34 protein-coding genes, 2 tRNA genes and 1 rRNA gene are annotated in these 22,419 nt (G+C 53.7%); 6 read left to right on the forward strand and 31 right to left on the reverse strand.

Annotated features, from left to right (window positions below):
* Positions 1-165: 165 nt before the first annotated feature.
* From L085_RS02585 to L085_RS02595, 3 genes are all read right to left on the reverse strand, one after another.
* Positions 166-241: transfer RNA gene (locus tag L085_RS02585), tRNA-Ala, on the reverse strand.
* Between the two features lie 39 nt (positions 242-280).
* Positions 281-357 (reverse strand) — tRNA-Ile (locus tag L085_RS02590).
* 74 nt (positions 358-431) lie between these two features.
* Positions 432-1,973, reverse strand: a 16S ribosomal RNA gene (locus L085_RS02595).
* A 498-nt stretch (positions 1,974-2,471) separates the two neighbouring features.
* On the opposite strand from L085_RS02595, the gene L085_RS02600 reads away from it, so the two are divergent.
* Positions 2,472-3,014 carry a gamma carbonic anhydrase family protein gene (locus L085_RS02600; protein ID WP_004929699.1) on the forward strand — a complete coding sequence of 181 codons (543 nt, stop codon included), beginning with the start codon at positions 2,472-2,474 and terminating at the stop codon, positions 3,012-3,014.
* A gap of 38 nt (positions 3,015-3,052) precedes the next feature.
* On the opposite strand, the gene aroE is transcribed toward L085_RS02600, so the two are convergent.
* From aroE to dprA, 5 genes are read right to left on the reverse strand one after another with little or no spacing between them, the layout of a single operon-like run.
* Positions 3,053-3,871 (reverse strand): shikimate dehydrogenase, encoded by an 819-nt coding sequence (gene aroE / locus L085_RS02605; RefSeq protein ID WP_044031917.1) that lies wholly within the window; start codon positions 3,869-3,871, stop codon positions 3,053-3,055.
* 11 nt (positions 3,872-3,882) lie between these two features.
* Positions 3,883-4,452: an L-threonylcarbamoyladenylate synthase type 1 TsaC gene (gene tsaC, locus L085_RS02610; RefSeq protein WP_015379258.1), complete on the reverse strand. Its 570-nt coding sequence runs from the start codon at positions 4,450-4,452 to the stop codon at positions 3,883-3,885.
* Between the two features lie 7 nt (positions 4,453-4,459).
* On the reverse strand, positions 4,460-5,005 hold the full coding sequence (locus L085_RS02615) for a type I DNA topoisomerase (protein ID WP_044029950.1): 546 nt from the start codon (positions 5,003-5,005) through the stop codon (positions 4,460-4,462).
* Between the two features lie 25 nt (positions 5,006-5,030).
* A complete protein-coding gene (gene smg / locus L085_RS02620; RefSeq protein ID WP_004929707.1) occupies positions 5,031-5,504 on the reverse strand; it encodes a DUF494 family protein Smg in 474 nt (157 codons plus the stop codon).
* Positions 5,476-6,597, reverse strand: coding sequence for a DNA-protecting protein DprA (gene dprA, locus L085_RS02625; RefSeq protein ID WP_044029952.1), 1,122 nt, complete (start codon positions 6,595-6,597; stop codon positions 5,476-5,478). Before dprA ends, smg begins: the two co-directional genes overlap by 29 nt.
* A gap of 133 nt (positions 6,598-6,730) precedes the next feature.
* Between dprA and def the strand changes: the two genes are divergently transcribed.
* From def to mscL, 5 genes are all read left to right on the forward strand, one after another.
* Positions 6,731-7,240 (forward strand): peptide deformylase, encoded by a 510-nt coding sequence (gene def / locus L085_RS02630; RefSeq protein WP_044029953.1) that lies wholly within the window; start codon positions 6,731-6,733, stop codon positions 7,238-7,240.
* Between the two features lie 17 nt (positions 7,241-7,257).
* Positions 7,258-8,202: a methionyl-tRNA formyltransferase gene (fmt, locus tag L085_RS02635; RefSeq protein WP_031300343.1), complete on the forward strand. Its 945-nt coding sequence runs from the start codon at positions 7,258-7,260 to the stop codon at positions 8,200-8,202.
* Between the two features lie 72 nt (positions 8,203-8,274).
* Positions 8,275-9,564: a 16S rRNA (cytosine(967)-C(5))-methyltransferase RsmB gene (gene rsmB / locus L085_RS02640; protein ID WP_015379262.1), complete on the forward strand. Its 1,290-nt coding sequence runs from the start codon at positions 8,275-8,277 to the stop codon at positions 9,562-9,564.
* 55 nt (positions 9,565-9,619) lie between these two features.
* The gene (trkA, locus tag L085_RS02645; RefSeq protein ID WP_004929716.1) at positions 9,620-10,996 is read left to right on the forward strand and encodes a Trk system potassium transporter TrkA; all 1,377 of its coding nucleotides are present in this window, start codon (positions 9,620-9,622) and stop codon (positions 10,994-10,996) included.
* 137 nt (positions 10,997-11,133) lie between these two features.
* Positions 11,134-11,550, forward strand: coding sequence for a large-conductance mechanosensitive channel protein MscL (gene mscL / locus L085_RS02650; RefSeq protein ID WP_004929718.1), 417 nt, complete (start codon positions 11,134-11,136; stop codon positions 11,548-11,550).
* A 57-nt stretch (positions 11,551-11,607) separates the two neighbouring features.
* Here mscL and L085_RS02655 read toward each other — a convergent pair whose 3' ends face one another.
* The 23 genes from L085_RS02655 to rplP form a co-directional block, all read right to left on the reverse strand.
* Entirely contained in the window at positions 11,608-11,814 is a 207-nt protein-coding gene (locus L085_RS02655; protein WP_004929720.1) for an alternative ribosome-rescue factor A, read from the reverse strand.
* A 75-nt stretch (positions 11,815-11,889) separates the two neighbouring features.
* Positions 11,890-12,321, reverse strand: a complete 432-nt coding sequence (zntR, locus tag L085_RS02660) for a Zn(2+)-responsive transcriptional regulator (RefSeq protein WP_004929722.1) — start codon at positions 12,319-12,321, stop codon at positions 11,890-11,892.
* Positions 12,321-12,695 carry a DUF1992 domain-containing protein gene (locus L085_RS02665; RefSeq protein ID WP_004929724.1) on the reverse strand — a complete coding sequence of 125 codons (375 nt, stop codon included), beginning with the start codon at positions 12,693-12,695 and terminating at the stop codon, positions 12,321-12,323. Before L085_RS02665 ends, zntR begins: the two co-directional genes overlap by 1 nt.
* 148 nt (positions 12,696-12,843) lie before the next feature.
* On the reverse strand, positions 12,844-13,233 hold the full coding sequence (rplQ, locus tag L085_RS02670) for a 50S ribosomal protein L17 (RefSeq protein WP_004929726.1): 390 nt from the start codon (positions 13,231-13,233) through the stop codon (positions 12,844-12,846).
* A gap of 40 nt (positions 13,234-13,273) precedes the next feature.
* Positions 13,274-14,263, reverse strand: a complete 990-nt coding sequence (gene rpoA, locus L085_RS02675) for a DNA-directed RNA polymerase subunit alpha (protein WP_002919219.1) — start codon at positions 14,261-14,263, stop codon at positions 13,274-13,276.
* A gap of 25 nt (positions 14,264-14,288) precedes the next feature.
* Positions 14,289-14,909: a 30S ribosomal protein S4 gene (gene rpsD / locus L085_RS02680; protein WP_004929729.1), complete on the reverse strand. Its 621-nt coding sequence runs from the start codon at positions 14,907-14,909 to the stop codon at positions 14,289-14,291.
* A gap of 30 nt (positions 14,910-14,939) precedes the next feature.
* Complete coding sequence (rpsK, locus tag L085_RS02685) at positions 14,940-15,329, reverse strand: 30S ribosomal protein S11 (protein WP_004929731.1); 390 nt, start codon at positions 15,327-15,329, stop codon at positions 14,940-14,942.
* Positions 15,330-15,345: 16 nt separating this feature from the next.
* A complete protein-coding gene (gene rpsM / locus L085_RS02690) occupies positions 15,346-15,702 on the reverse strand; it encodes a 30S ribosomal protein S13 (RefSeq protein ID WP_004929734.1) in 357 nt (118 codons plus the stop codon).
* Between the two features lie 148 nt (positions 15,703-15,850).
* Positions 15,851-15,967 carry a 50S ribosomal protein L36 gene (gene rpmJ / locus L085_RS24295; protein WP_002227352.1) on the reverse strand — a complete coding sequence of 39 codons (117 nt, stop codon included), beginning with the start codon at positions 15,965-15,967 and terminating at the stop codon, positions 15,851-15,853.
* Between the two features lie 33 nt (positions 15,968-16,000).
* Complete coding sequence (gene secY, locus L085_RS02695) at positions 16,001-17,332, reverse strand: preprotein translocase subunit SecY (RefSeq protein WP_004929740.1); 1,332 nt, start codon at positions 17,330-17,332, stop codon at positions 16,001-16,003.
* A 7-nt stretch (positions 17,333-17,339) separates the two neighbouring features.
* Positions 17,340-17,774: a 50S ribosomal protein L15 gene (rplO, locus tag L085_RS02700; protein ID WP_004929742.1), complete on the reverse strand. Its 435-nt coding sequence runs from the start codon at positions 17,772-17,774 to the stop codon at positions 17,340-17,342.
* Positions 17,775-17,777: 3 nt separating this feature from the next.
* Positions 17,778-17,957, reverse strand: a complete 180-nt coding sequence (gene rpmD, locus L085_RS24300; protein ID WP_048232028.1) for a 50S ribosomal protein L30 — start codon at positions 17,955-17,957, stop codon at positions 17,778-17,780.
* 6 nt (positions 17,958-17,963) lie between these two features.
* Positions 17,964-18,464, reverse strand: a complete 501-nt coding sequence (rpsE, locus tag L085_RS02705; RefSeq protein ID WP_004929747.1) for a 30S ribosomal protein S5 — start codon at positions 18,462-18,464, stop codon at positions 17,964-17,966.
* A 14-nt stretch (positions 18,465-18,478) separates the two neighbouring features.
* Positions 18,479-18,832 (reverse strand): 50S ribosomal protein L18, encoded by a 354-nt coding sequence (rplR, locus tag L085_RS02710; RefSeq protein WP_004929748.1) that lies wholly within the window; start codon positions 18,830-18,832, stop codon positions 18,479-18,481.
* A gap of 9 nt (positions 18,833-18,841) precedes the next feature.
* On the reverse strand, positions 18,842-19,375 hold the full coding sequence (gene rplF / locus L085_RS02715; protein WP_004929751.1) for a 50S ribosomal protein L6: 534 nt from the start codon (positions 19,373-19,375) through the stop codon (positions 18,842-18,844).
* 14 nt (positions 19,376-19,389) lie between these two features.
* On the reverse strand, positions 19,390-19,782 hold the full coding sequence (rpsH, locus tag L085_RS02720) for a 30S ribosomal protein S8 (RefSeq protein WP_004929753.1): 393 nt from the start codon (positions 19,780-19,782) through the stop codon (positions 19,390-19,392).
* A 30-nt stretch (positions 19,783-19,812) separates the two neighbouring features.
* Positions 19,813-20,118, reverse strand: a complete 306-nt coding sequence (gene rpsN / locus L085_RS24305; protein ID WP_004929754.1) for a 30S ribosomal protein S14 — start codon at positions 20,116-20,118, stop codon at positions 19,813-19,815.
* A 13-nt stretch (positions 20,119-20,131) separates the two neighbouring features.
* Positions 20,132-20,671, reverse strand: coding sequence for a 50S ribosomal protein L5 (rplE, locus tag L085_RS02725; protein ID WP_004929756.1), 540 nt, complete (start codon positions 20,669-20,671; stop codon positions 20,132-20,134).
* Between the two features lie 14 nt (positions 20,672-20,685).
* Positions 20,686-21,000, reverse strand: coding sequence for a 50S ribosomal protein L24 (gene rplX / locus L085_RS02730; protein ID WP_004929758.1), 315 nt, complete (start codon positions 20,998-21,000; stop codon positions 20,686-20,688).
* Between the two features lie 9 nt (positions 21,001-21,009).
* A complete protein-coding gene (gene rplN, locus L085_RS02735; protein ID WP_000613954.1) occupies positions 21,010-21,381 on the reverse strand; it encodes a 50S ribosomal protein L14 in 372 nt (123 codons plus the stop codon).
* A 172-nt stretch (positions 21,382-21,553) separates the two neighbouring features.
* Positions 21,554-21,808: a 30S ribosomal protein S17 gene (gene rpsQ / locus L085_RS02740; protein ID WP_004929760.1), complete on the reverse strand. Its 255-nt coding sequence runs from the start codon at positions 21,806-21,808 to the stop codon at positions 21,554-21,556.
* Positions 21,809-22,000, reverse strand: a complete 192-nt coding sequence (rpmC, locus tag L085_RS02745; protein ID WP_004929762.1) for a 50S ribosomal protein L29 — start codon at positions 21,998-22,000, stop codon at positions 21,809-21,811.
* Positions 22,000-22,410 (reverse strand): 50S ribosomal protein L16, encoded by a 411-nt coding sequence (rplP, locus tag L085_RS02750; protein WP_004929764.1) that lies wholly within the window; start codon positions 22,408-22,410, stop codon positions 22,000-22,002. The genes rpmC and rplP overlap by 1 nt, the downstream gene beginning before the upstream one ends.
* Between the last annotated feature and the right edge of the window lie 9 nt (positions 22,411-22,419).

Genomic DNA, 22,419 nt, shown 5'->3' on the forward strand with positions numbered 1-22,419 from the left:
TGAGAGACTCTATGACAGGTTACTCTTTATCCCRRWACTTCTACGGAGGGATAAATTTCAGCCGTCATGTTTCAATTTTCAGCTTGTTCCAGATTGTTAAAGAGCAAAATACTTCGCAGCATACTGTCGCCAATATACTCTGAAGTATTGAAATACCGGACTATATGGTGGAGCTAAGCGGGATCGAACCGCTGACCTCCTGCGTGCAAGGCAGGCGCTCTCCCAGCTGAGCTATAGCCCCATACAGTCACGCGCAGTACCTTTTCCACTTCATGAGAAGTGGTAGGCCTGAGTGGACTTGAACCACCGACCTCACCCTTATCAGGGGTGCGCTCTAACCACCTGAGCTACAAGCCTATAAAGGTATTTCTGCTCGTTACTTTCTATCAGACAATCTGTGTGAGCACGCCACGCGAACTAATATCTTTAGGTAAGGAGGTGATCCAACCGCAGGTTCCCCTACGGTTACCTTGTTACGACTTCACCCCAGTCATGAATCACAAAGTGGTAAGCGCCCTCCCGAAGGTTAAGCTACCTACTTCTTTTGCAACCCACTCCCATGGTGTGACGGGCGGTGTGTACAAGGCCCGGGAACGTATTCACCGTAGCATTCTGATCTACGATTACTAGCGATTCCGACTTCATGGAGTCGAGTTGCAGACTCCAATCCGGACTACGACGTACTTTATGAGGTCCGCTTGCTCTCGCGAGGTCGCTTCTCTTTGTATACGCCATTGTAGCACGTGTGTAGCCCTACTCGTAAGGGCCATGATGACTTGACGTCATCCCCACCTTCCTCCAGTTTATCACTGGCAGTCTCCTTTGAGTTCCCGGCCGAACCGCTGGCAACAAAGGATAAGGGTTGCGCTCGTTGCGGGACTTAACCCAACATTTCACAACACGAGCTGACGACAGCCATGCAGCACCTGTCTCAGAGTTCCCGAAGGCACCAATCCATCTCTGGAAAGTTCTCTGGATGTCAAGAGTAGGTAAGGTTCTTCGCGTTGCATCGAATTAAACCACATGCTCCACCGCTTGTGCGGGCCCCCGTCAATTCATTTGAGTTTTAACCTTGCGGCCGTACTCCCCAGGCGGTCGATTTAACGCGTTAGCTCCGGAAGCCACGCCTCAAGGGCACAACCTCCAAATCGACATCGTTTACAGCGTGGACTACCAGGGTATCTAATCCTGTTTGCTCCCCACGCTTTCGCACCTGAGCGTCAGTCTTCGTCCAGGGGGCCGCCTTCGCCACCGGTATTCCTCCAGATCTCTACGCATTTCACCGCTACACCTGGAATTCTACCCCCCTCTACGAGACTCTAGCTTGCCAGTTTCAAATGCAGTTCCCAGGTTGAGCCCGGGGATTTCACATCTGACTTAACAAACCGCCTGCGTGCGCTTTACGCCCAGTAATTCCGATTAACGCTTGCACCCTCCGTATTACCGCGGCTGCTGGCACGGAGTTAGCCGGTGCTTCTTCTGCGAGTAACGTCAATTGATGAACGTATTAAGCTCACCACCTTCCTCCTCGCTGAAAGTGCTTTACAACCCGAAGGCCTTCTTCACACACGCGGCATGGCTGCATCAGGCTTGCGCCCATTGTGCAATATTCCCCACTGCTGCCTCCCGTAGGAGTCTGGACCGTGTCTCAGTTCCAGTGTGGCTGGTCATCCTCTCAGACCAGCTAGGGATCGTCGCCTAGGTGAGCCATTACCCCACCTACTAGCTAATCCCATCTGGGCACATCTGATGGCAAGAGGCCCGAAGGTCCCCCTCTTTGGTCTTGCGACGTTATGCGGTATTAGCTACCGTTTCCAGTAGTTATCCCCCTCCATCAGGCAGTTTCCCAGACATTACTCACCCGTCCGCCGCTCGTCACCCAGGGAGCAAGCTCCCCTGTGCTACCGCTCGACTTGCATGTGTTAAGCCTGCCGCCAGCGTTCAATCTGAGCCATGATCAAACTCTTCAATTAAAAGCTTGATTTGCTTCCACTCGAGAAGCGATGCTCAAAGATTTACTGCATGAATTTTACTTCAGTTAGTCACTCTTCAAGACTTGATATTTTTTGCATCCGAAGATGCTGGATATCGTCTTGTGGAGTGCCCACACAGATTGTCTGATAAATTGTTAAAGAGCAGTGAGTTAGGCGCTTTCGCTTGCTAACTCGAGGTGGCGTATATTACGCTTTCCTCTTTCAGAGTCAACCCTAATTTTCAGGACTTCGTATAATCCCGGATGCTATACGAAGTTACTTGCGCCGTGTCGATGGAGGCGCATTATAGGGATCCGAGTTTTTTGCACAACCCCTTTTTTGATCTTTTCTTTCTGTTTGCACACTTTTCAGCCCTTCCGGGTGGATCTTGTGCGATCAGGGCCATTTTCCGCAGGATCCGGCGCTGGCGTTGGTTGTAATTCCATCGCCAGGGTCTAGTATTGCCGGTAAATATGATCCCGACGTGAGGCAAGCACCATGTCCGATGCAGTACGTTCTTATCTTCAATACACCCCCAAACTCGGTCAGCGCGTCTTGATCGATCCTTCCAGCGTCGTGATCGGCGACGTCGATCTGGCGGATGACGTCAGCATCTGGCCGCTGGTCGCCATTCGCGGCGACGTCAATGCGGTAAAGATCGGCGCACGCAGCAATATTCAGGATGGCAGCGTGCTGCATGTGACTCACCGCTCCGAACATAACCCCGACGGTTATCCCCTGTTAATTGGCGAAGACGTTACCGTGGGCCATAAAGCGATGCTGCACGGCTGCGCCATCGGCAACCGGGTGCTGGTCGGGATGGGATCAATCCTGTTGGACGGCGTAGTTGTAGAAGATGACGTGATGATTGGCGCCGGCAGTTTGGTGGCGCCGGGCAAACGCCTGGCCAGCGGCTATCTTTATATGGGTAGCCCGGCACGCCAGGTTCGGCCTTTGACCGCCGCCGAGTTGGAGGGATTGCTTTATTCTTCTAACAACTATGTACGCTGGAAAGACGAATACCTGTCGGAAGATATCTGATGGGCGCCCCGTTCCCTATAAAGAGAACGGGGTAGAATTTATGCCACCAGTTCGCTGCGCAGCTGGCGTAAGACTGGTTCTATCTCTGGCATTACTCCGTGCCACAGCAGGAAAGCATGTGCCGCCTGCCCCACCAGCATACCCAGCCCATCGGCGTATTCCGTTGCGCCCTGCTGCTGCGCCCAGGCCAGAAATGGCGTAACGCCTTGCTGATAGAACATGTCATAGCAACGGGTTTGCGCATTCACCACGCCTGCAGGCAACGCCGGGATCTCCCCGCTGATGCCGGACGCCGTCGCATTGATCACCAGATCAAAAGCTTGTTGACCCAATTGATCCATCGGCACCGCCGAGATCTCCCCCAGATGCCGGAAAGCGTCGGCCAACTCTTGGGCCCGGCTGAAAGTGCGGTTGGTGATCGTGAGCCAGCAGCCGAAAGACAGCAGCGGCAGGATCACGCCGCGCGCCGCGCCGCCGGCGCCCACCAGCAGAATGCGATCCTGCGGCCGGATCAATTGCTGACGCTGCAGATCGGTCAGCAAACCGATGCCGTCGGTGTTGTCCCCCAATAGACCGCCATTCGGCAATACCTTCAGGGTGTTAACCGCACCAGCCATCGCCGCGCGCTCACTCAGTTCAGAGGCTGCCGAATAAGCTCGCTCCTTGAAAGGCACCGTGACGTTCGCCCCCAACCCTCCGGCGCGGATAAACGCCTGCAGGCTGGTTTCAAAACCGTCCAGCGGCGCCAACACCGTCCCATAAGGATGCTCAATGCCGGTCTGGGCAGCAAACAGCGCATGAATTCGCGGCGACTTGCTGTGGCCGATAGGGTTGCCAAATACCGCAAACTTCTCCATGCCCATTACCTCTAGCCCTGACGGATCTGTTCGCCGGTCAGAACGTCTCTGATTTCGGAAGGATTAAGACGGCCACCCACCTTGCCGCGCAATACCGGGAAAGCTTCGCCGAACTGCCGCGTGACCTCATCCGCACTGCGGCACGGTTCCAGCCCACTGAGATTGGCGCTGGTCGACACCAGCGGCTTGCCATACTGCCGGCACAGCAACTGCACCAGCGGATGATCGCTGACGCGCACCGCCAGTGAACTGAAACGCCCGGTCAACAAACGCGGCGTCTCCGGGCGAGCAGGCAACACCCAGGTTACCGGCCCAGGCCAGCTGGCAAACATCGTCGCGCGCTGCTGTTCGCTGAGCGTACTGTCGTCAATATAAGGCTTAAGCTGCGCATAGTCGGCGGCGATCAAAATCAGCCCCTTTTCCCACGGCCGCTGTTTCAGCGCCAGCAATGCATTGACCGCCTGCTCGCTGTCGGGATCGCAACCCAGGCCGAATACGGCTTCGGTGGGATACGCAATCACCTGCTGTTGATGCAAAGCATCGATGATAGATAAAAGGTTCGGGCTTAATTCTGAATTCATGATGTGATTATTCTGTAGTCGCGACGGGTTTTCCGCACAGCTTGCTGGCACAGCACAGGACGGGGCCTTTTGCCGTGCGCTTTTCCATCAGCAGCGGGTAATGGCAGTAGGTGCATTCACCGGCGACGGGTTTAACGTTGAGAGCGAACTGGCATTCCGGGTAACGATCGCAGGAGTGAAAAACCTTGCCGTAACGCGACTTGCGCTGCAGCAGTTTGCCTTGGCCGCACTGCGGACAGGTAATGGCGGTTTCATCAGGCTTGTCGATCACTTCTGTGTGATCGCACTGCGGATAATCGCTGCAGCCGATAAACATGCCGTAGCGCCCCTGGCGCAGCACCAACGTCGCCTGACACTTCGGGCACTGTTGCCCATCCAACACCTTAACGATATGCCCATCGGCCTGCGCTTTCAGCGGCCGAATATATTGGCATTCAGGGTACTGGGAACAGCCGAGAAAAGGGCCGTGGCGACCGCTACGGATCACCAGCTCGGCCCCGCATTCCGGACAGGGTTCATTTTGCCTGGCGGCAAAAATCGCGTTTTTTGTCATAACGTCTTCTATGCGCGTTATCGGCTCAATGCAGATAACCTTCGTTCACTTCAAACAACAGTTCTTCCATTTGCTGATAGGCGCTTTCATATCCGGGGATATTAAACAGCACCATCAACACGACCCATTTCAGATCTTCGAGATCGAATTCCGCATTATCCAAAGCCATAACGCGGTCGATAACCATTTCACGGGTTTCGAGGTTCAATACCTGAATCTGTTCCAGGAACAGGAGAAAACCACGGCAGCCGGCGTCCAAACGCGCGCTTTCCTCTTCGGTATAGATCCGCATCGCCAGCGGATCGGCATCCATAAAGTAAGGCGCGTTTTGACCTTCTTGCAGGTCGGCCAACTTCTCAAGCCAATTCAACGCGTTGTAGATATCATCCTGATGAAACCCCGCCTGGGCGAGATCATCGGTCAGTTGATCCTGATCGACGCGCATCTCTGGTTCATTGTGGATATAAGTTTCAAACAAGTACATGAGTACGTCGAACATGGCTTGCCCTCCTTATTCGGACATAGCCGCCGGGTACAGCTGCGATCCACCCTGCTAACTCCAGCTCGAGTAACTTGATTACCACCACTGGCACAGGTTGGCCGGCACGTTCAGCGACGACGTCAACAGGTGTCACCTCATCTCCTACGTTAGCCAACACATCGGCAAATGGCAATTCAACTTCAGCCTGCGACGCACAAATAGTTGTATTTTCGTTCAGTGGCAACCATTGAAGGCCGCTTCCCAGCAATTCGGCGATATCTTTCGGCCCGGTCACCAGATGCGCACCCTGTTGGATCAGCCAGTGCGTGCCTTCGCTCATCGGGTTCCCTAACGGCCCCGGCAAGGCGAATACCTCACGCCCTTGCTCCAGCGCATAGCGAGCCGTCACCAGGGTACCGCTGCGCAACGAGGCTTCTATGACCAGAACGCCCTGGCTCAGTCCGCTGATAATGCGGTTGCGGCGCGGAAAATGGTCGGCCAGGGGCAAATCGGTGACCAAATGATCTGAAATCACCGCACCGCCCTGTTCGACTATCTGTTCCGCGAGCTGGCGGTGCCGGCGCGGATAGATATTGGCCAGCCCGCTACCCAACACCGCTATCGTGCAACCCCCGGCCGCCAGCGCTGCGCGATGGCAAATGCCGTCGATGCCGATCGCCAAACCGCTGGTGATGGTGAAACCGCAACGCGCCAATTCCTCGGCGAAATGGTTAGCCCAGCGCTCGCCGTAGTGGCTGAACTGCCGGCTGCCAACCATGGCAAGTTGCGGGCGCAACAGCGCCTGAGGATCTCCATCGATCAGCAGGAACAGCGGCGCATCGTCGATCTGGGCCAGGTATTCGGGATAGCCGGCCGCTGCATAGTTCAGCATACGGTGCGCCGGCACTTCCAGCCAACGCAAGGTGGCCGCCAGATAACCGGGATCCGTCTGGTTGAACTGTGCTCGCTGCCGTTCATTCAATCCAAGTTCACGCAACGCGCGGCGAGGCTCGCCACCCATTTGCGATAACTGCCGCACGATCCGGCTGGCCACGACGGTCTGCAGCCCCGTAACCCCCCGCATCCGTAAAGCGATCTCTTCCGGCCGCATCCTCTGTTCCCTCAGCAAAAACGGTGGTATTACCAATCTGAGCAATTGGTGCGCAATGCTGTCAATCAGGCCGGGAAATGTCTAGAATAGAGGTTAAACCTCGTTCATTACTCGGATACAGATCTAAAGATATATGTCAGTCTTGCAGGTATTACATTTCCCAGACGAGCGTCTGCGCAAAGTCGCAGTGCCGGTAAAAGAAGTCAATGCAGATATCCAGCGCATCGTGGATGATATGTTTGAAACCATGTACGCAGAGGAAGGCATCGGCCTTGCTGCGACTCAGGTGGATATCCATCAGCGCATTATCGTGATCGACGTCTCCGAGAATCGCGATCAGCGCCTGGTGCTGATCAATCCGGAGCTGCTGGAAAAAAGCGGCGAAACCGGCATCGAGGAAGGCTGTCTTTCCATTCCCGAGCAGCGTGCATTGGTACCACGCGCCGCGCAGGTGAAGATCCGCGCGCTGGATCGCGAAGGCAAATCTTTCGAGCTGGAAGCGGACGATCTGCTGGCGATCTGCATCCAGCACGAGATGGATCACCTGATGGGTAAACTGTTCGTCGATTACCTGTCGCCGCTCAAGCGCCAGCGCATTCGTCAGAAACTGGAAAAAATGGCCAAGCTCCAAGCCCGCGCCTAACCGATCAGGAAATCAACGTGTCTGACTCTTTACGGATTATTTTCGCCGGAACACCAGACTTCGCAGCGCGTCATCTTGACGCGCTGTTGTCATCTGAGCACCAGATTGTCGGCGTTTTTACCCAGCCCGACCGCCCGGCAGGCCGCGGCAACAAGTTGACGCCAAGCCCGGTAAAAGTGCTGGCTGAACAACACCAACTGCCGGTATTTCAGCCCAAATCGCTGCGCCCAGAAGAGAACCAGCGCCTGGTGGCCGATCTTAACGCCGACGTGATGGTAGTTGTTGCCTACGGGTTGATCCTGCCGCAAGCGGTGCTGGAGATGCCGCGTCTCGGTTGCATCAACGTACATGGCTCGCTGCTGCCTCGCTGGCGCGGCGCGGCACCGATCCAGCGTTCGCTCTGGGCCGGCGACAGCGAAACCGGCGTGACCATCATGCAGATGGACGCCGGCCTCGATACCGGCGACATGATGCACAAGATCGCCTGCCCGATTGAGAGCAGCGACACCAGCGCCAGTCTCTACGGCAAACTGGCCCAGCTCGGCCCGCAGGGCATGCTGACGACGCTGCGCCAAATGGCCGACGGCAGCGCCACCCGCGAAGTACAGGACGAAGCGTTGGTCACTTACGCCGAGAAGCTGAGCAAAGAAGAAGCTCGCCTGGACTGGAACCTGTCCGCTGCACAACTGGAGCGCTGCATCCGCGCCTTCAACCCTTGGCCGATCAGCTACTTCACCATCGACGATCAACCGGTAAAAGTCTGGCAGGCCAGCGTGCTGGCGCAAAGCGCCAACGCGGAGCCGGGCACCGTTGTCCATGCCGACAAGCAAGGCATTCAGGTGGCGACCGCCGACGGCATCCTCAATCTGATCCAGCTGCAGCCCGCCGGCAAGAAACCGATGTCGGCGCAGGACCTGTTAAATTCACGTCGTGAATGGTTTACCCCGGGTAACCGGCTGTAAGTCACCCCACTGCCCGGCCGTTCATCGCCGGGCCGTTATTTTCTTAATGCCGATCGTTATCAGCTTCAGCCTATGAAAAATAATTACAATCTCCGCAGCATCGCTGCCAAAGCCATCGGCCAGGTGCTGGATCAGGGGCAGTCGCTCAGCACTGTCCTGCCGGCGCTGCAAACCTCCATCAGCGACAAAGATCGCGGGTTGCTGCAGGAGCTGTGTTTCGGCACGTTACGCGTGCTGCCGCAGCTCGAATGGTGCATTCAGCAATTGATGGCCAAGCCGCTGACCGGTAAGCAGCGTACGCTGCACTACTTGCTGATGGTTGGCCTGTATCAGTTGCTGTATACCCGCATCCCGGCGCACGCCGTGCTGGCGGAAACCGTGGAAGGTGCGGTAGCGCTGAAACGCCCGCAGTTAAAAGGCCTGATTAACGGCGTCTTGCGCCAATTTCAACGCCAGCAGGAAGAGCTGTTGCAACGCGCCGCCAACAATGACAGCCGCTATCTGCATCCCAGCTGGTTACTGAAACGCATTCAACAGGCTTATCCCGCCAACTGGGAACAGATCGTCGACGCGAATAACCAGAAGCCGCCGATGTGGCTGCGCGTCAACCGCCTGCATCACACCCGTGACGCTTATCTGCAGCTGCTGAACGACGCCGGCATCGCCGCGGAAACTCATGCAGACTATGCCGATGCAGTGCGTTTGCTGGCGCCTTGCGCCGTGACCGATCTGCCAGGGTTCGCCGAAGGCTGGGTCACCGTGCAAGATGCCTCAGCCCAGGGGTGTGTCGATCTGTTGGATCCGCAAGACGGCGAACAGATCCTCGATCTGTGCGCCGCACCCGGCGGCAAAACCACGCATATTTTGGAAGCGGCGCCGAAAGCACACGTCATGGCGGTCGATATCGACGAACAGCGCCTGGCGCGAGTCAAAGAGAACCTGCAGCGTCTGCGTTTGCACGCAGAGGTTAAACTGGGCGATGGCCGCACTCCGCAGCAGTGGTGCGGGGACAAGCAGTTCGACCGCATCCTGCTGGACGCGCCTTGTTCCGCCACCGGTGTGATCCGCCGTCATCCCGACATCAAATGGCTGCGCCGCGATCGCGACATCGCCGAACTCGCCGCACTGCAGGCAGAAATTCTGGAAGCCGTCTGGCCGCATCTAAAATCAGGCGGAGTGATGGTTTACGCCACCTGTTCTATCCTGCCGGATGAAAACAGCAACCAGATCGCCGCGTTCTTGCAACGCCACGCCGATGCCAAGCTGGTTGAAACCGGTGATGCGCAGCGGCCAGGGCGACAGAATATCCCGCATCCCGAGGACGGTGATGGCTTCTTTTACGCTAAGCTGATTAAAATGTAATGCTTCAGGGCGTGCGTGCGCGCCCTAAGTCTTTCAGTGTGAAGCAGAGAACACGATGAAAATAATTATTCTTGGTGCCGGTCAGGTTGGCGGGACGCTGGCGGAAAACCTGGTGGGTGAAAACAACGATATCACCGTCGTCGATACCGATTCCGGCCGCTTGCGTCAGCTGCAGGATAAATTCGATTTGCGGGTGGTTCAGGGGCATGGTTCCCACCCTCGGGTGCTGCGCGAAGCCGGCGCAGAAGACGCCGACATGCTGGTCGCCGTCACCAACTCCGACGAAACCAACATGATCGCCTGCCAGATCGCCTATTCTCTGTTTAATACCCCTAACCGTATCGCCCGTATCCGCGCGCCGGAATACATCCGCGAGTCGGAGAAACTGTTCCTGCCGGAAGCGGTGCCAATCGACCATCTGATTTCGCCGGAACAGCTGGTCATCGACTATATCTACAAGCTGATTGAATACCCTGGCGCGCTGCAGGTGGTCAACTTTGCCGAAGGCAAGGTCAGCATCGCCGCGGTTAAAGCCTATTACGGCGGCCCGCTGGTCGGCAATGCTCTCTCTTCAATGCGCGAGCACATGCCGCATATCGATACCCGCGTCGCCGCCATATTCCGCCAGGATCGTCCGATCCGTCCGCAGGGCTCGACCATCATCGAAGCCGGCGATGAAGTGTTCTTCGTCGCCGCCTCACAGCATATCCGCGCGGTGATGAGCGAACTGCAGCGGCTGGAAAAACCCTATAAGCGCATCATGATCGTCGGCGGCGGTAACGTCGGCGCCGGCCTGGCCGCCAAGCTGGAAAAAGACTACAACGTCAAACTGATCGAGCGGAATCAACAACGCGCCGCCGAACTGGCCGAACAGCTGCACGACACCATTGTATTCTACGGCGATGCCTCCGATCAGGAGCTGCTGGCCGAAGAGCACGTCGAGCAGGTGGATGTTTTCATCGCCATTACCAACGACGATGAGGCCAACATCATGTCTGCCATGCTGGCCAAGCGCATGGGCGCCAAGAAGGTGATGGTATTGATCCAGCGCCGCGCCTATGTCGATCTGGTGCAAGGCAGCGTGATCGATATTGCCATTTCCCCGCAGCAGGCAACCATCTCCGCGCTGCTTGGGCATGTGCGCAAAGCGGATATCGTCAGCGTCTCGTCACTGCGCCGCGGCGTGGCAGAAGCGATCGAAGCGATTGCCCACGGCGATGAAAGCACATCTAAAGTGGTCGGCCGCATCGTGGAAGACATCAAGCTGCCACCGGGTACCACCATCGGTGCGATCGTGCGTGGCGACGACGTGATCATCGCCAACGGCAACAGCAAAATCGAACAGGGCGATCACGTCATCATGTTTATTACCGACAAGAAATTCGTGCCGGACGTTGAACGCTTGTTCCAACCGAGCCCGTTCTTCTTGTAGAACGAATTTATTAGGCGATGGTCTATAATTGCGTAGTTGTTCTCTGCCTTGGGAGGAGATAAAACTTTTCTCCATTTGTGGCAAAGGGAAATTGCTTTGTTAAACTTGAGTTATTAATTCTGCAAGGGGTGCGTTCTATGAGTATGTTGAAAGAGTTTCGCGAATTTGCCATGCGCGGCAACGTGGTCGATCTGGCCGTCGGTGTGATTATCGGTGCTGCATTCGGCAAGATTGTTTCGTCCTTCGTGGCCGATATCATCATGCCACCGTTGGGCTTACTGATTGGCGGCGTCGATTTTAAACAGTTCCATCTGGTGTTACGTGAAGCTCAGGGCGCCGTACCGGCGGTGGTAATGAACTATGGTTCATTCATCCAGACCGTATTTGACTTTGTGATTGTCGCCTTCGCTATCTTCCTGGCGATTAAACTGATGAACAAGGTGCGTCGCAAGCAGGAAGAAGCGCCAGCAGCGCCGCCAGAACCAACCGCAGAAGAGAAACTGCTGACGGAAATCCGTGATTTGCTGAGCCAGCAACAGCAGCCAAAACTGTAAAACAGCATTAAGTTATGCCAATAAAAAGCCACCGATGAAGGTGGCTTTTTTAATGCCTTAAAACCAGAAGGCCAGTGGTAAATTATCGTTTGATAGTTTGCCACTGGCCTCCCAGTTACCGCCTTTGTTGTGTTTTTCTTTACGCCGATAGCTGCCTTTGCCTTTCACATTCTTTTCCACTCGTTGGCGGAATAGCGGGTCATGCAGCAGCGCCTCAATGGCGTTATCTTGAATCTGGCCTTTAGTGTGACGATATTTCGTCATGATAATGCTCCTGTAAAAGGTAGGGTAATAAAACGAGCCGATAATACTGCCGGCAATATAAAAATTAAAGTGCCGTCAGCAATCTTTTTTGCCTTTATCATCGCTGGCACCCTGTTCCAAGGCTTCCAGAATAGAACAATAGTTGCTGGTATGGGCAGTGCCGCAGCAGGCGTCACTCAGGCGTTTCAACGATTCGCGCATGCGAGTCAGCTCCGCCAACTTGCTTTCCACTTCGCTCAGGCGAGCATCGACGATCGACTTCGATTCCTGGCAGGTATGATGTTCAGGATCAACCCGGATCGACAGCAGTTCGGCGATCGTTTCCAGAGTAAAGCCCAACTGTTTGGCATAGCGAATAAAACGCAGCCGCTGCAGGTCCTGCTCCGTATACAGCCGATAACCGCCTTCGGTGCGGACATTGTGATCCATCATGCCCTGCTTTTCATAGTAACGCACGGTATCCGGCGTCACTTCGGCGAGCTTGGCCAACTGACCTATCTTGAACATTACCGCTCCTCTCGGGTGAACTTGCCATCAAGCGCGCGCTGATATTCGCCATGCAAGAAATCGGTGCTCATCCCAGCCTGACGCAGCCGGTGCTCCAGCAGTGCCATGCGCTTGCTGAGATCGACATAGTCCGGATGTTCGCTATTAATCTCTTGCAGCAAGCGAGCAACGGTCAACGCCTCTTTACGATCTTCCAGCGCCGGCGGCAGGTAACCGGCATTTTTCAGCAAACGGTAACCGGCGCGTAGCTCGGGCGGCACCGCGCTGTCATCTTCCAGCGCCAGCGGCTGCCCCTGGCCAGGCAGGTTGTCGAACTCGCCTTTATCCTGAGCATCAAGGATATGACGCTCCGCCCATTGATCAAGCAACCCCATGACAGACAGCCTCGGTTAGCCTAATGAATAAGCCTTAGCATAGCGGATAGGGGCGGGGATCTTAAGCACTGCAGGGGAATTGCGCACATTTGGCTGGATTTGGACGTAAAAAAACCGGGCAAGCCCGGTTTTTTTACGCGTCTACAGATTACTCTGCAGTTGCTACTTCTGCTTGAGACTCAGCACGATCAACCAGCTCGATGTATGCCATCGGCGCGTTGTCGCCTGCGCGGAAGCCACACTTCAGAATGCGAGTGTAACCACCGGCACGGCTCGCGAAACGCGGGCCCAGCTCGTTAAACAGTTTTGCCACGATCTCGTTATCACGAGTACGGGCGAATGCCAGACGACGATTAGCTACGCTGTCGGTCTTGGCAAGAGTAATCAGCGGCTCAACAACGCGACGCAGCTCTTTTGCTTTTGGCAGGGTCGTCTTGATGATCTCATGACGAACCAAAGAGCCGGCCATGTTACGGAACATAGCCTGGCGATGGCTGCTGTTACGGTTCAGTTGACGACCACTCTTACGATGGCGCATGACCTTATCCTTCTCAGTAAAACCTTAACCTGTGATCCGGTTACTCGTCAGCAATGCTTGCCGGCGGCCAGTTTTCCAGGCGCATGCCCAGAGACAGACCACGTGAGGCCAGCACGTCTTTAATCTCGGTAAGAGATTTTTTACCCAGGTTTGGCGTTTTCAGCAACTCAACCTCGGTACGCTGTACCAGATCACCGATGTAGTGGATAGCTTCTGCCTTGAGGCAGTTAGCAGAGCGGACAGTCAATTCCAGATCGTCAACAGGGCGCAGCAAGATCGGATCGAATTCCGGTTTCTCTTCTTTAACTTCCGGCTGACGCACATCACGCAGGTCAACGAAAGCTTCAAGTTGTTCAGCCAGAATGGTGGCCGCACGGCGGATCGCCTCTTCAGGATCGATCGTGCCATTGGTCTCCATTTCGATGACCAGCTTATCCAAGTCAGTACGCTGTTCTACACGCGCAGCTTCAACATTGTAGGCGATACGCTCTACAGGGCTGTAGCAGGCGTCAACCAACAGACGACCGATTGGGCGCTCATCTTCTTCCGAATGAATTCGGGCAGAAGCCGGCACATAACCGCGACCGCGCTGAACTTTGATACGCATGCTGATAGCCGCGTTCTCATCAGTCAGGTGGCAAATCACGTGCTGAGGCTTGACGATTTCGACATCACCATCATGGGTGATGTCGGCAGCGGTCACAGGGCCAATGCCAGATTTATTCAGGGTAAGAATAACTTCGTCTTTGCCTTGAACTCTCACCGCCAGCCCTTTCAGGTTGAGCAGGATCTCCAGGATATCTTCCTGTACGCCTTCTTTGGTGCTGTACTCATGCAGTACACCATCAATCTCAACCTCGGTCACCGCGCAACCCGGCATAGATGAAAGCAGAATACGGCGCAGTGCGTTGCCAAGAGTATGGCCAAAGCCACGCTCTAAAGGCTCAAGGGTCACCTTGGCGTGCGTCGAACTGACTTGCTCGATATCTACCAGGCGCGGTTTTAGAAACTCTGTCACAGAACCCTGCATTGTGTCCTCTCTTTGGTACTAAGCTTTACTTGGAGTAAAGCTCGACGATCAGGTGTTCGTTAATGTCCGCAGACAGATCGGTACGTTCAGGCATACGCTTGAACACGCCTTCCATCTTAGCAGCATCAACTTCCAGCCAAGTCGGCTTTTCACGCTGCTCAGCCAGCTCCAGAGAAGCTTTAACACGAGACTGCTTTTTAGCTTTCTCGCGGATGCTGACTACGTCATTCGGAGATACCTGATAAGAAGCGATGTTAACAACGCGACCGTTTACCATAACTGCTTTGTGGCTAACCAGCTGACGTGACTCTGCACGAGTAGCGCCGAAGCCCATACGGTAAACAACGTTGTCCAGACGACCTTCCAGCAGCTGCAACAGGTTTTCACCGGTGTTGCCCTTCAGGCGGGTTGCTTCTTTGTAATAGTTGCGGAATTGACGCTCCAGAATGCCGTACATACGACGAACTTTCTGCTTCTCACGCAACTGAACACCGTAATCAGACAGACGCGGTTTACGCGCACCGTGCTGACCAGGTGCTTGTTCAATTTTACACTTGGAATCGATCGCGCGAACGCCAGACTTAAGGAACAGGTCTGTGCCCTCACGACGGCTCAGCTTGAGCTTAGGACCCAAATATCTTGCCATTTTCTTTCTCCAACAATCCTAAAAGCTGCGTTACACGCGGCGCTTTTTCGGCGGACGACAACCGTTATGAGGGATCGGAGTCACATCAGTAATGTTAGTGATGCGGAAACCAGCCGCGTTCAGAGCGCGGATAGTAGACTCACGACCAGGACCAGGTCCTTTAACCATAACTTCCAGGTTCTTGATACCGTATTCTTTCACTGCGTCAGCACAACGTTCTGCTGCAACCTGTGCTGCGAACGGAGTGGACTTACGAGAACCACGGAAACCGGAACCACCGGCTGTTGCCCAACCCAAAGCATTACCCTGACGATCAGTGATGGTAACGATGGTGTTGTTGAAAGAAGCATGGATATGAGCCACGCCGTCAGAGACTTGCTTTCTTACACGCTTACGTGTACGAACAGGTGCCTTTGCCATTATTCAATAACCCCGATTATTTCTTGATCGGCTTGCGCGGACCCTTACGGGTACGAGCGTTGGTCTTGGTGCGCTGACCGCGTACCGGCAGACCACGACGATGACGCAAACCACGATAGCAACCAAGGTCCATAAGACGCTTGATGCTCAGGGTAATTTCACGACGCAAATCACCCTCAACGGTGTATTTGGCAACTGCATCACGAAGCTTTTCGATTTGCTCTTCAGACAGCTCACTGATCTTAACATTTTCAGCAATACCCGTAGATGCACAGATAGCCTGTGAACGGGTTTTACCGATACCGAAGATCGACGTTAAGGCGATAACGGTATGTTTATGATCAGGAATGTTAATGCCTGCTATACGGGCCACTATGCACTCCTACTATTTTATACAGCAACACCATTCTGAAAAGCCCGTTTTCAGGATACTCAAATAATGTTGCAGTGCGACATACAAAAGATTGGCTGGCTAATCTAGCCAGCTCAACCCAACTTTGCAAGAAAAATATGCGAGATAATCAGCCTTGACGCTGTTTATGCTTCGGCTCGGCGCTGCAAATCACACGAACGACACCGTTACGCTTAACGATTTTGCAGTTACGACATAATTTCTTGACGGAAGCACGAACTTTCATTTTTACTCTCCGTAACTTCTCAAACGAATCTGACTAGCGGTTATAGCCTTTCAGATTTGCTTTCTTCAATGCAGACTCGTACTGACTTGACATCATCAGAGTTTGCACTTGAGCCATAAAGTCCATGATGACGACAACCACGATCAGTAGCGAGGTACCACCAAAGTAGAATGGTACTTTCATTGCATCACGCATGAACTCCGGGATCAGGCAGATGAAAGTAATGTACATCGCGCCCACCAGGGTTAAACGCGTCATTACTTTATCGATATACTTCGCCGTTTGCTCTCCCGGACGAATTCCTGGTACGAAGGCACCGGACTTCTTCAGGTTATCTGCTGTCTCACGCGGGTTGAAAACCAACGCCGTGTAGAAGAAACAGAAGAAGATGATTGCAGACGCATAGAGTAACACATAAAGCGGTTGCCCTGGCTGCAAATACAGCGAAATCGTAGTCAGCCAGTTCCAACCGGTACCGCCCCCAAACCATGATGCAATCGTGGCCGGGAACAGAATAATGCTGGAAGCGAAAATCGCCGGGATAACACCCGCCATGTTCACTTTCAACGGTAAGTGTGTACTCTGTGCTGCATAAACACGACGACCTTGTTGACGCTTCGCATAGTTAACGACAATACGACGTTGACCACGCTCGATGAAAACAACGAAGAAGGTTACTGCAAACACCAATACTGCAACCAACAGCAGCAGGAGGAAGTGCAGGTCGCCTTGCCGCGCTTGCTCAATAGTATGGGCCACTGCCGGCGGGAGCCCCGCTACAATACCCGCGAAGATAATGATCGAGATACCGTTGCCGATACCGCGCTCAGTAATCTGCTCACCCAGCCACATCAGGAACATTGTCCCGGTTACCAGGCTCACAACCGCAGTAAAGTAGAATGCAAAGCCTGGGTTTAACACCAGGCCCTGCATACCAGGCATATTCGGCAGACCGGTAGCAATACCGATCGACTGGAATATGGCCAATACCAGCGTACCGTAGCGGGTGTACTGGCTAATCTTGCGACGGCCAGCCTCCCCTTCTTTCTTGATTTCCGCCAACGCTGGATGAACCACCGTCAGCAGCTGGATAATGATCGACGCCGAGATATACGGCATGATCCCCAGAGCAAAGATAGAAGCACGGCTGAGGGCACCACCAGAGAACATGTTAAACATTTCAATGATAGTGCCTCTCTGCTGCTCAAGCAATTTGGCAAGCACAGTGGCATCGATACCAGGAATCGGAATGAAAGAGCCGATGCGGAAGACAATCAGCGCGCCGATGACAAACAAAAGTCTGCGCTTCAGCTCGCCGAGCCCGCCTTTAGCACTTTGAAAATCTAATCCTGGTTGCTTAGCCATCTGCTACTTATTCCTCAATTTTACCGCCAGCAGCCTCGATAGCAGCACGAGCGCCTTTGGTGACACGCAGACCACGCAGGGTTACCGGACGAGCGACTTCGCCAGAAAGTACAACTTTCGCGAATTCGATCTGGACACCAACTACGTTAGCGGCTTTCAGCGCGTTCAGGTCGATAACATCGCCTTCAACCAGAGCCAGTTCAGACAGACGAACTTCTGCCGTGATCATCGCTTTGCGTGAAGTGAAGCCGAATTTCGGCAGACGACGGTACAGAGGCATCTGACCACCTTCGAAACCACGACGTACGCCACCGCCAGAACGAGACTTCTGACCTTTGTGACCACGGCCGCCGGTTTTACCCAGGCCAGAACCAATACCACGACCTACACGCTTAGGCGCATGCTTGGCACCTTCAGCCGGAGACAGAGTATTTAAACGCATCTGTTACTCCTCAACTTTAACCATGTAGGAAACCAGGTTGACCATACCGCGAACAGCAGGAGTATCCTCGCGCTCTACGGTGTGACCAATACGACGCAGACCCAGACCGAGCAGAGTAGCTTTATGCTTCGGCAGACGGCCAATTGAGCTGCGAGTTTGTGTAACTTTAATAGTCTTAGCCATGGTCAATTACCCCAGAATGTCGGCAACGGATTTACCACGCTTAGCAGCGACCATTTCAGGAGACTTCATATTCGCCAGAGCGTCGATAGTTGCACGAACCACGTTGATCGGGTTGGTGGAACCATAAGCTTTAGCCAATACGTTGTGCACCCCAGCAACTTCGAGAACGGCGCGCATTGCACCGCCCGCGATGATACCGGTACCTTCATGAGCAGGCTGCATGAACACGCGAGAACCCGTGTGAGCGCCCTTAACAGGGTGCTGCAGGGTGCCGCTGTTCAGCGCGACGTTCATCATGTTGCGACGGGCTTTTTCCATCGCTTTCTGGATCGCTGCTGGAACTTCGCGTGCTTTGCCGTAGCCAAAACCAACGCGACCGTTACCATCACCAACTACAGTCAGTGCGGTAAAGCTGAAAATACGGCCACCTTTTACGGTTTTAGATACGCGGTTTACCGCGATCAGCTTTTCCTGCAGTTCGCCAGCTTGTTTTTCGATGTGAGCCATCTTAAACCTCTTCCTTAGAACTGAAGGCCAGCTTCACGGGCAGCATCTGCCAGTGCCTGGACTCGACCATGATATTGGAAACCGGAACGGTCAAAGGATACTTTCGCAATCCCTTTTTCCAACGCGCGCTCAGCCAGAGCTTTACCTACGGCTGCTGCTGCGTCTTTGTTACCGGAATACTTCAGTTGCTCCGCGATAGCTTTTTCTAAAGTAGAAGCGGCTACCAGTACTTCAGAACCGTTTGGAGCAATCACCTGTGCGTAAATGTGACGCGGGGTACGATGTACCACCAGGCGGGTTGCACCCAGCTCTTGGAGCTTGCGGCGTGCGCGGGTCGCACGACGGATACGAGCAGATTTCTTATCCATAGTGTTACCTTACTTCTTCTTAGCCTCTTTGGTACGCACGACTTCGTCGGCGTAACGAACACCCTTGCCTTTGTAAGGCTCAGGACGACGGTAAGCGCGCAGATCTGCTGCTACCTGGCCAATTACCTGCTTATCAGCGCCTTTCAGCACGATTTCAGTTTGGCTTGGGCATTCAGCAGTGATACCTGCCGGCAGCTGGTGATCGATAGGGTGAGAGAAGCCCAGGGCCAAATTCACCACGTTGCCTTTAACGGCAGCACGATAACCAACACCTACCAGTTGAAGCTTCTTGGTGAAGCCTTCGGTAACACCAACAACCATTGCGTTCAGCAGAGCGCGCGTGGTACCCGCTTGGGCCCATGCGTTAGCAAAACCTTCGCGCGGAGCGAAAGTCAGTGCGTTAGCTTCTTGCTTCACTTCAACGGCGTCGTGGATAGTACGAGTCAACTCGCCGTTTTTACCCTTAATCGAAATAACCTGACCGTTGAGTTTTACCTCTACGCCGGCAGGAATGACGACGGGTGCTTTTGCAACACGAGACATTCTTTCCTCCCGAATTAAGCTACGTAGCAGATAATCTCGCCACCAAGACCAGCCTGGCGAGCTGCACGATCGGTCATAACACCTTTAGAGGTAGAAACAACAGCGATACCCAAACCGGCCATAACTTTTGGCAGCTCATCTTTTTTCTTGTAGATGCGCAGACCTGGACGGCTGATACGTTGAATGCTTTCTACCACAGCTTTGCCCTGGAAGTACTTCAGTACCAGTTCCAGAACAGGCTTGGCGTCGCCTTCGATTTTGAAATCTTCAATAAAACCTTCTTCCTTCAGCACGTTGGCAATTGCCACTTTCAGCTTGGAGGAAGGCATGGTGACCGCAACTTTGTTCGCGGCTTGACCGTTACGGATACGGGTCAGCATATCCGCGATCGGATCTTGCATGCTCATCTGTCTTTACTCCCGTGATTCAATTGGTAATTACCAGCTAGCCTTTTTCAAGCCTGGTACTTCACCGCGCATAGCGGCTTCACGAAGCTTAATACGGCTCAACCCGAATTTGCCCACATAACCATGTGGACGGCCAGTTTGGCGGCAGCGTTTACGCTGACGAGACGGGCTGGAATCACGCGGCAGAGTTTGCAGCTTGAGAACGGCATTCCAACGATCTTCATCGGATGCGTTCACATCAGAGATAATAGCTTTCAGTTCAGCGCGTTTTGCAAAGAACTTGTCAGCTAATTTCACGCGCTTGACTTCGCGTGCTTTCATTGATTGCTTAGCCATCAGTAACCCTGCCTTACTTGCGGAACGGGAAGTTAAAAGCAGCCAGCAGCGCGCGGCCTTCATCATCAGATTTCGCAGTAGTGGTAATGGTAATATCCAAACCACGAACGCGATCGACTTTGTCGTAGTCGATTTCTGGGAAGATGATTTGCTCACGCACGCCCATGCTGTAGTTGCCACGGCCATCGAATGACTTGGCGGACAGGCCACGGAAGTCACGGATACGTGGAACAGCAATGGAGATCAGACGCTCAAAGAACTCCCACATGCGTTCGCCACGCAGAGTTACTTTACAGCCGATCGGATAGCCCTGACGGATTTTGAAGCCTGCAACAGATTTGCGGGCTTTGGTGATCAACGGTTTTTGACCGGAGATGGCTGCCAGGTCCGCTGCGGCGTTATCCAGCAGTTTCTTGTCAGCAATCGCTTCACCAACACCCATGTTCAGGGTGATCTTCTCGACCCGAGGGACTTGCATGACAGAGTTGTAATCAAACTGAGACATCAGTTGTTTGACTACCTCGTCTTTGTAGTAATCATGCAGTTTCGCCATCGTATTACTCCAAATTACTTGATAGTTTCGCTGTTAGACTTGAAGAAACGGACTTTTTTGCCGTCTTCGAATCTAAAGCCTACACGGTCAGCCTTGCCGGTAGCCGCGTTGAAGATAGCAATGTTAGAAACCTGAATTGCAGCTTCTTTCTCAACAATGCCGCCTGGTTGGTTCAGAGCCGGAACCGGCTTCTGGTGTTTCTTAACCAGGTTGATGCCTTCAACAATGACCTTGCCAGCAGACAGGACATTTTTTACTTTACCGCGCTTACCTTTGTCTTTCCCGGTAATCACGATAACTTCGTCATCACGACGGATCTTCGCTGCCATGTTCGCTCCTTAGAGTACTTCTGGTGCCAGAGAGATAATTTTCATGAACTTCTCATTACGCAGTTCACGAGTTACCGGCCCAAAAATACGCGTACCGATTGGCTGCTCGCTGTTATTGTTCAAAATAACGCATGCATTGCCATCGAAGCGAATGACAGAACCGTCCGGGCGACGTACACCCTTCTTGGTGCGCACCACTACCGCCTTCAGAACATCGCCTTTCTTCACCTTACCGCGAGGAATTGCTTCCTTGATGGTAATTTTGATGATGTCGCCGACGCCTGCGTAGCGACGGTGCGAGCCACCTAGAACCTTGATACACATTACGCGACGTGCACCGGAGTTGTCGGCGACGTTCAGCATAGTCTGTTCTTGGATCATTTTAGTGCTCCGCTAATGTCAACTACTACTTTAAAGACCCAAGTAAAAATTAGGCCGTTGAAAAGCCCCATAACCGAGGGCGCAGCATTATAACACCGCTTACTTGGTATGGGTAGAAAAAATAAACGGCTCATTTTCTGAGCCGTTTATTAAGTGAGAGCCAGCTACTCTATTACAGAATCGCTTTCTCTACAACGCGAACCAACGTCCAGGACTTGGTCTTGGACAGTGGGCGGCATTCGCGGATTTCCACCACGTCGCCGGTACCACATTCGTTGTTCTCGTCATGTACGTGCAGCTTGGTCGTACGTTTGATGAATTTCCCGTAGATCGGGTGCTTCACAGTACGCTCGATAGCAACAACGATGGATTTCTCCATTTTATCGCTAACAACACGACCCTGCAGGGTACGGATAACTTCAGTCATTTACACACCCGCCTTTTGAGTCAGTAAAGTCTTAACGCGTGCGACGTCACGACGCACTTGTTTCAACAGGTGAGTTTGTTGCAGCTGGCCACTGGCCGCCTGCATGCGCAAGTTGAATTGCTCACGCAGCAGGTTGAGCAGCTCGGCATTCAGCTCTTCAACGCTTTTTTCACGCAGCTCTTGTGCTTTCATTACATCACCGTCTTAGTTACAAAGGTGGTTTTGATCGGCAGTTTCGCTGCTGCCAGTTTGAATGCCTCGCGGGCAACCTCTTCTGGCACGCCGTCCATTTCGTACAGGACCTTACCAGGCTGGATCAGGGCAACCCAATACTCCACGTTACCCTTACCTTTACCCATACGCACTTCCAGCGGCTTCTCGGTGATCGGTTTGTCCGGGAATACACGGATCCAGATCTTGCCTTGACGCTTAACTGCACGAGTCATTGCACGACGAGCTGCTTCGATTTGACGAGCAGTCAGACGGCCACGGCCAACAGCTTTCAGACCGAAAGTGCCGAAGCTAACATCCGTACCTTGCGCCAGACCACGGTTGCGGCCCTTGTGCACCTTACGGAATTTTGTACGCTTTGGTTGTAACATCAGCGACTC

Source organism: Serratia sp. FS14, from assembly GCF_000695995.1.
Classification (GTDB): Bacteria; Pseudomonadota; Gammaproteobacteria; order Enterobacterales; family Enterobacteriaceae; genus Serratia; species Serratia nematodiphila.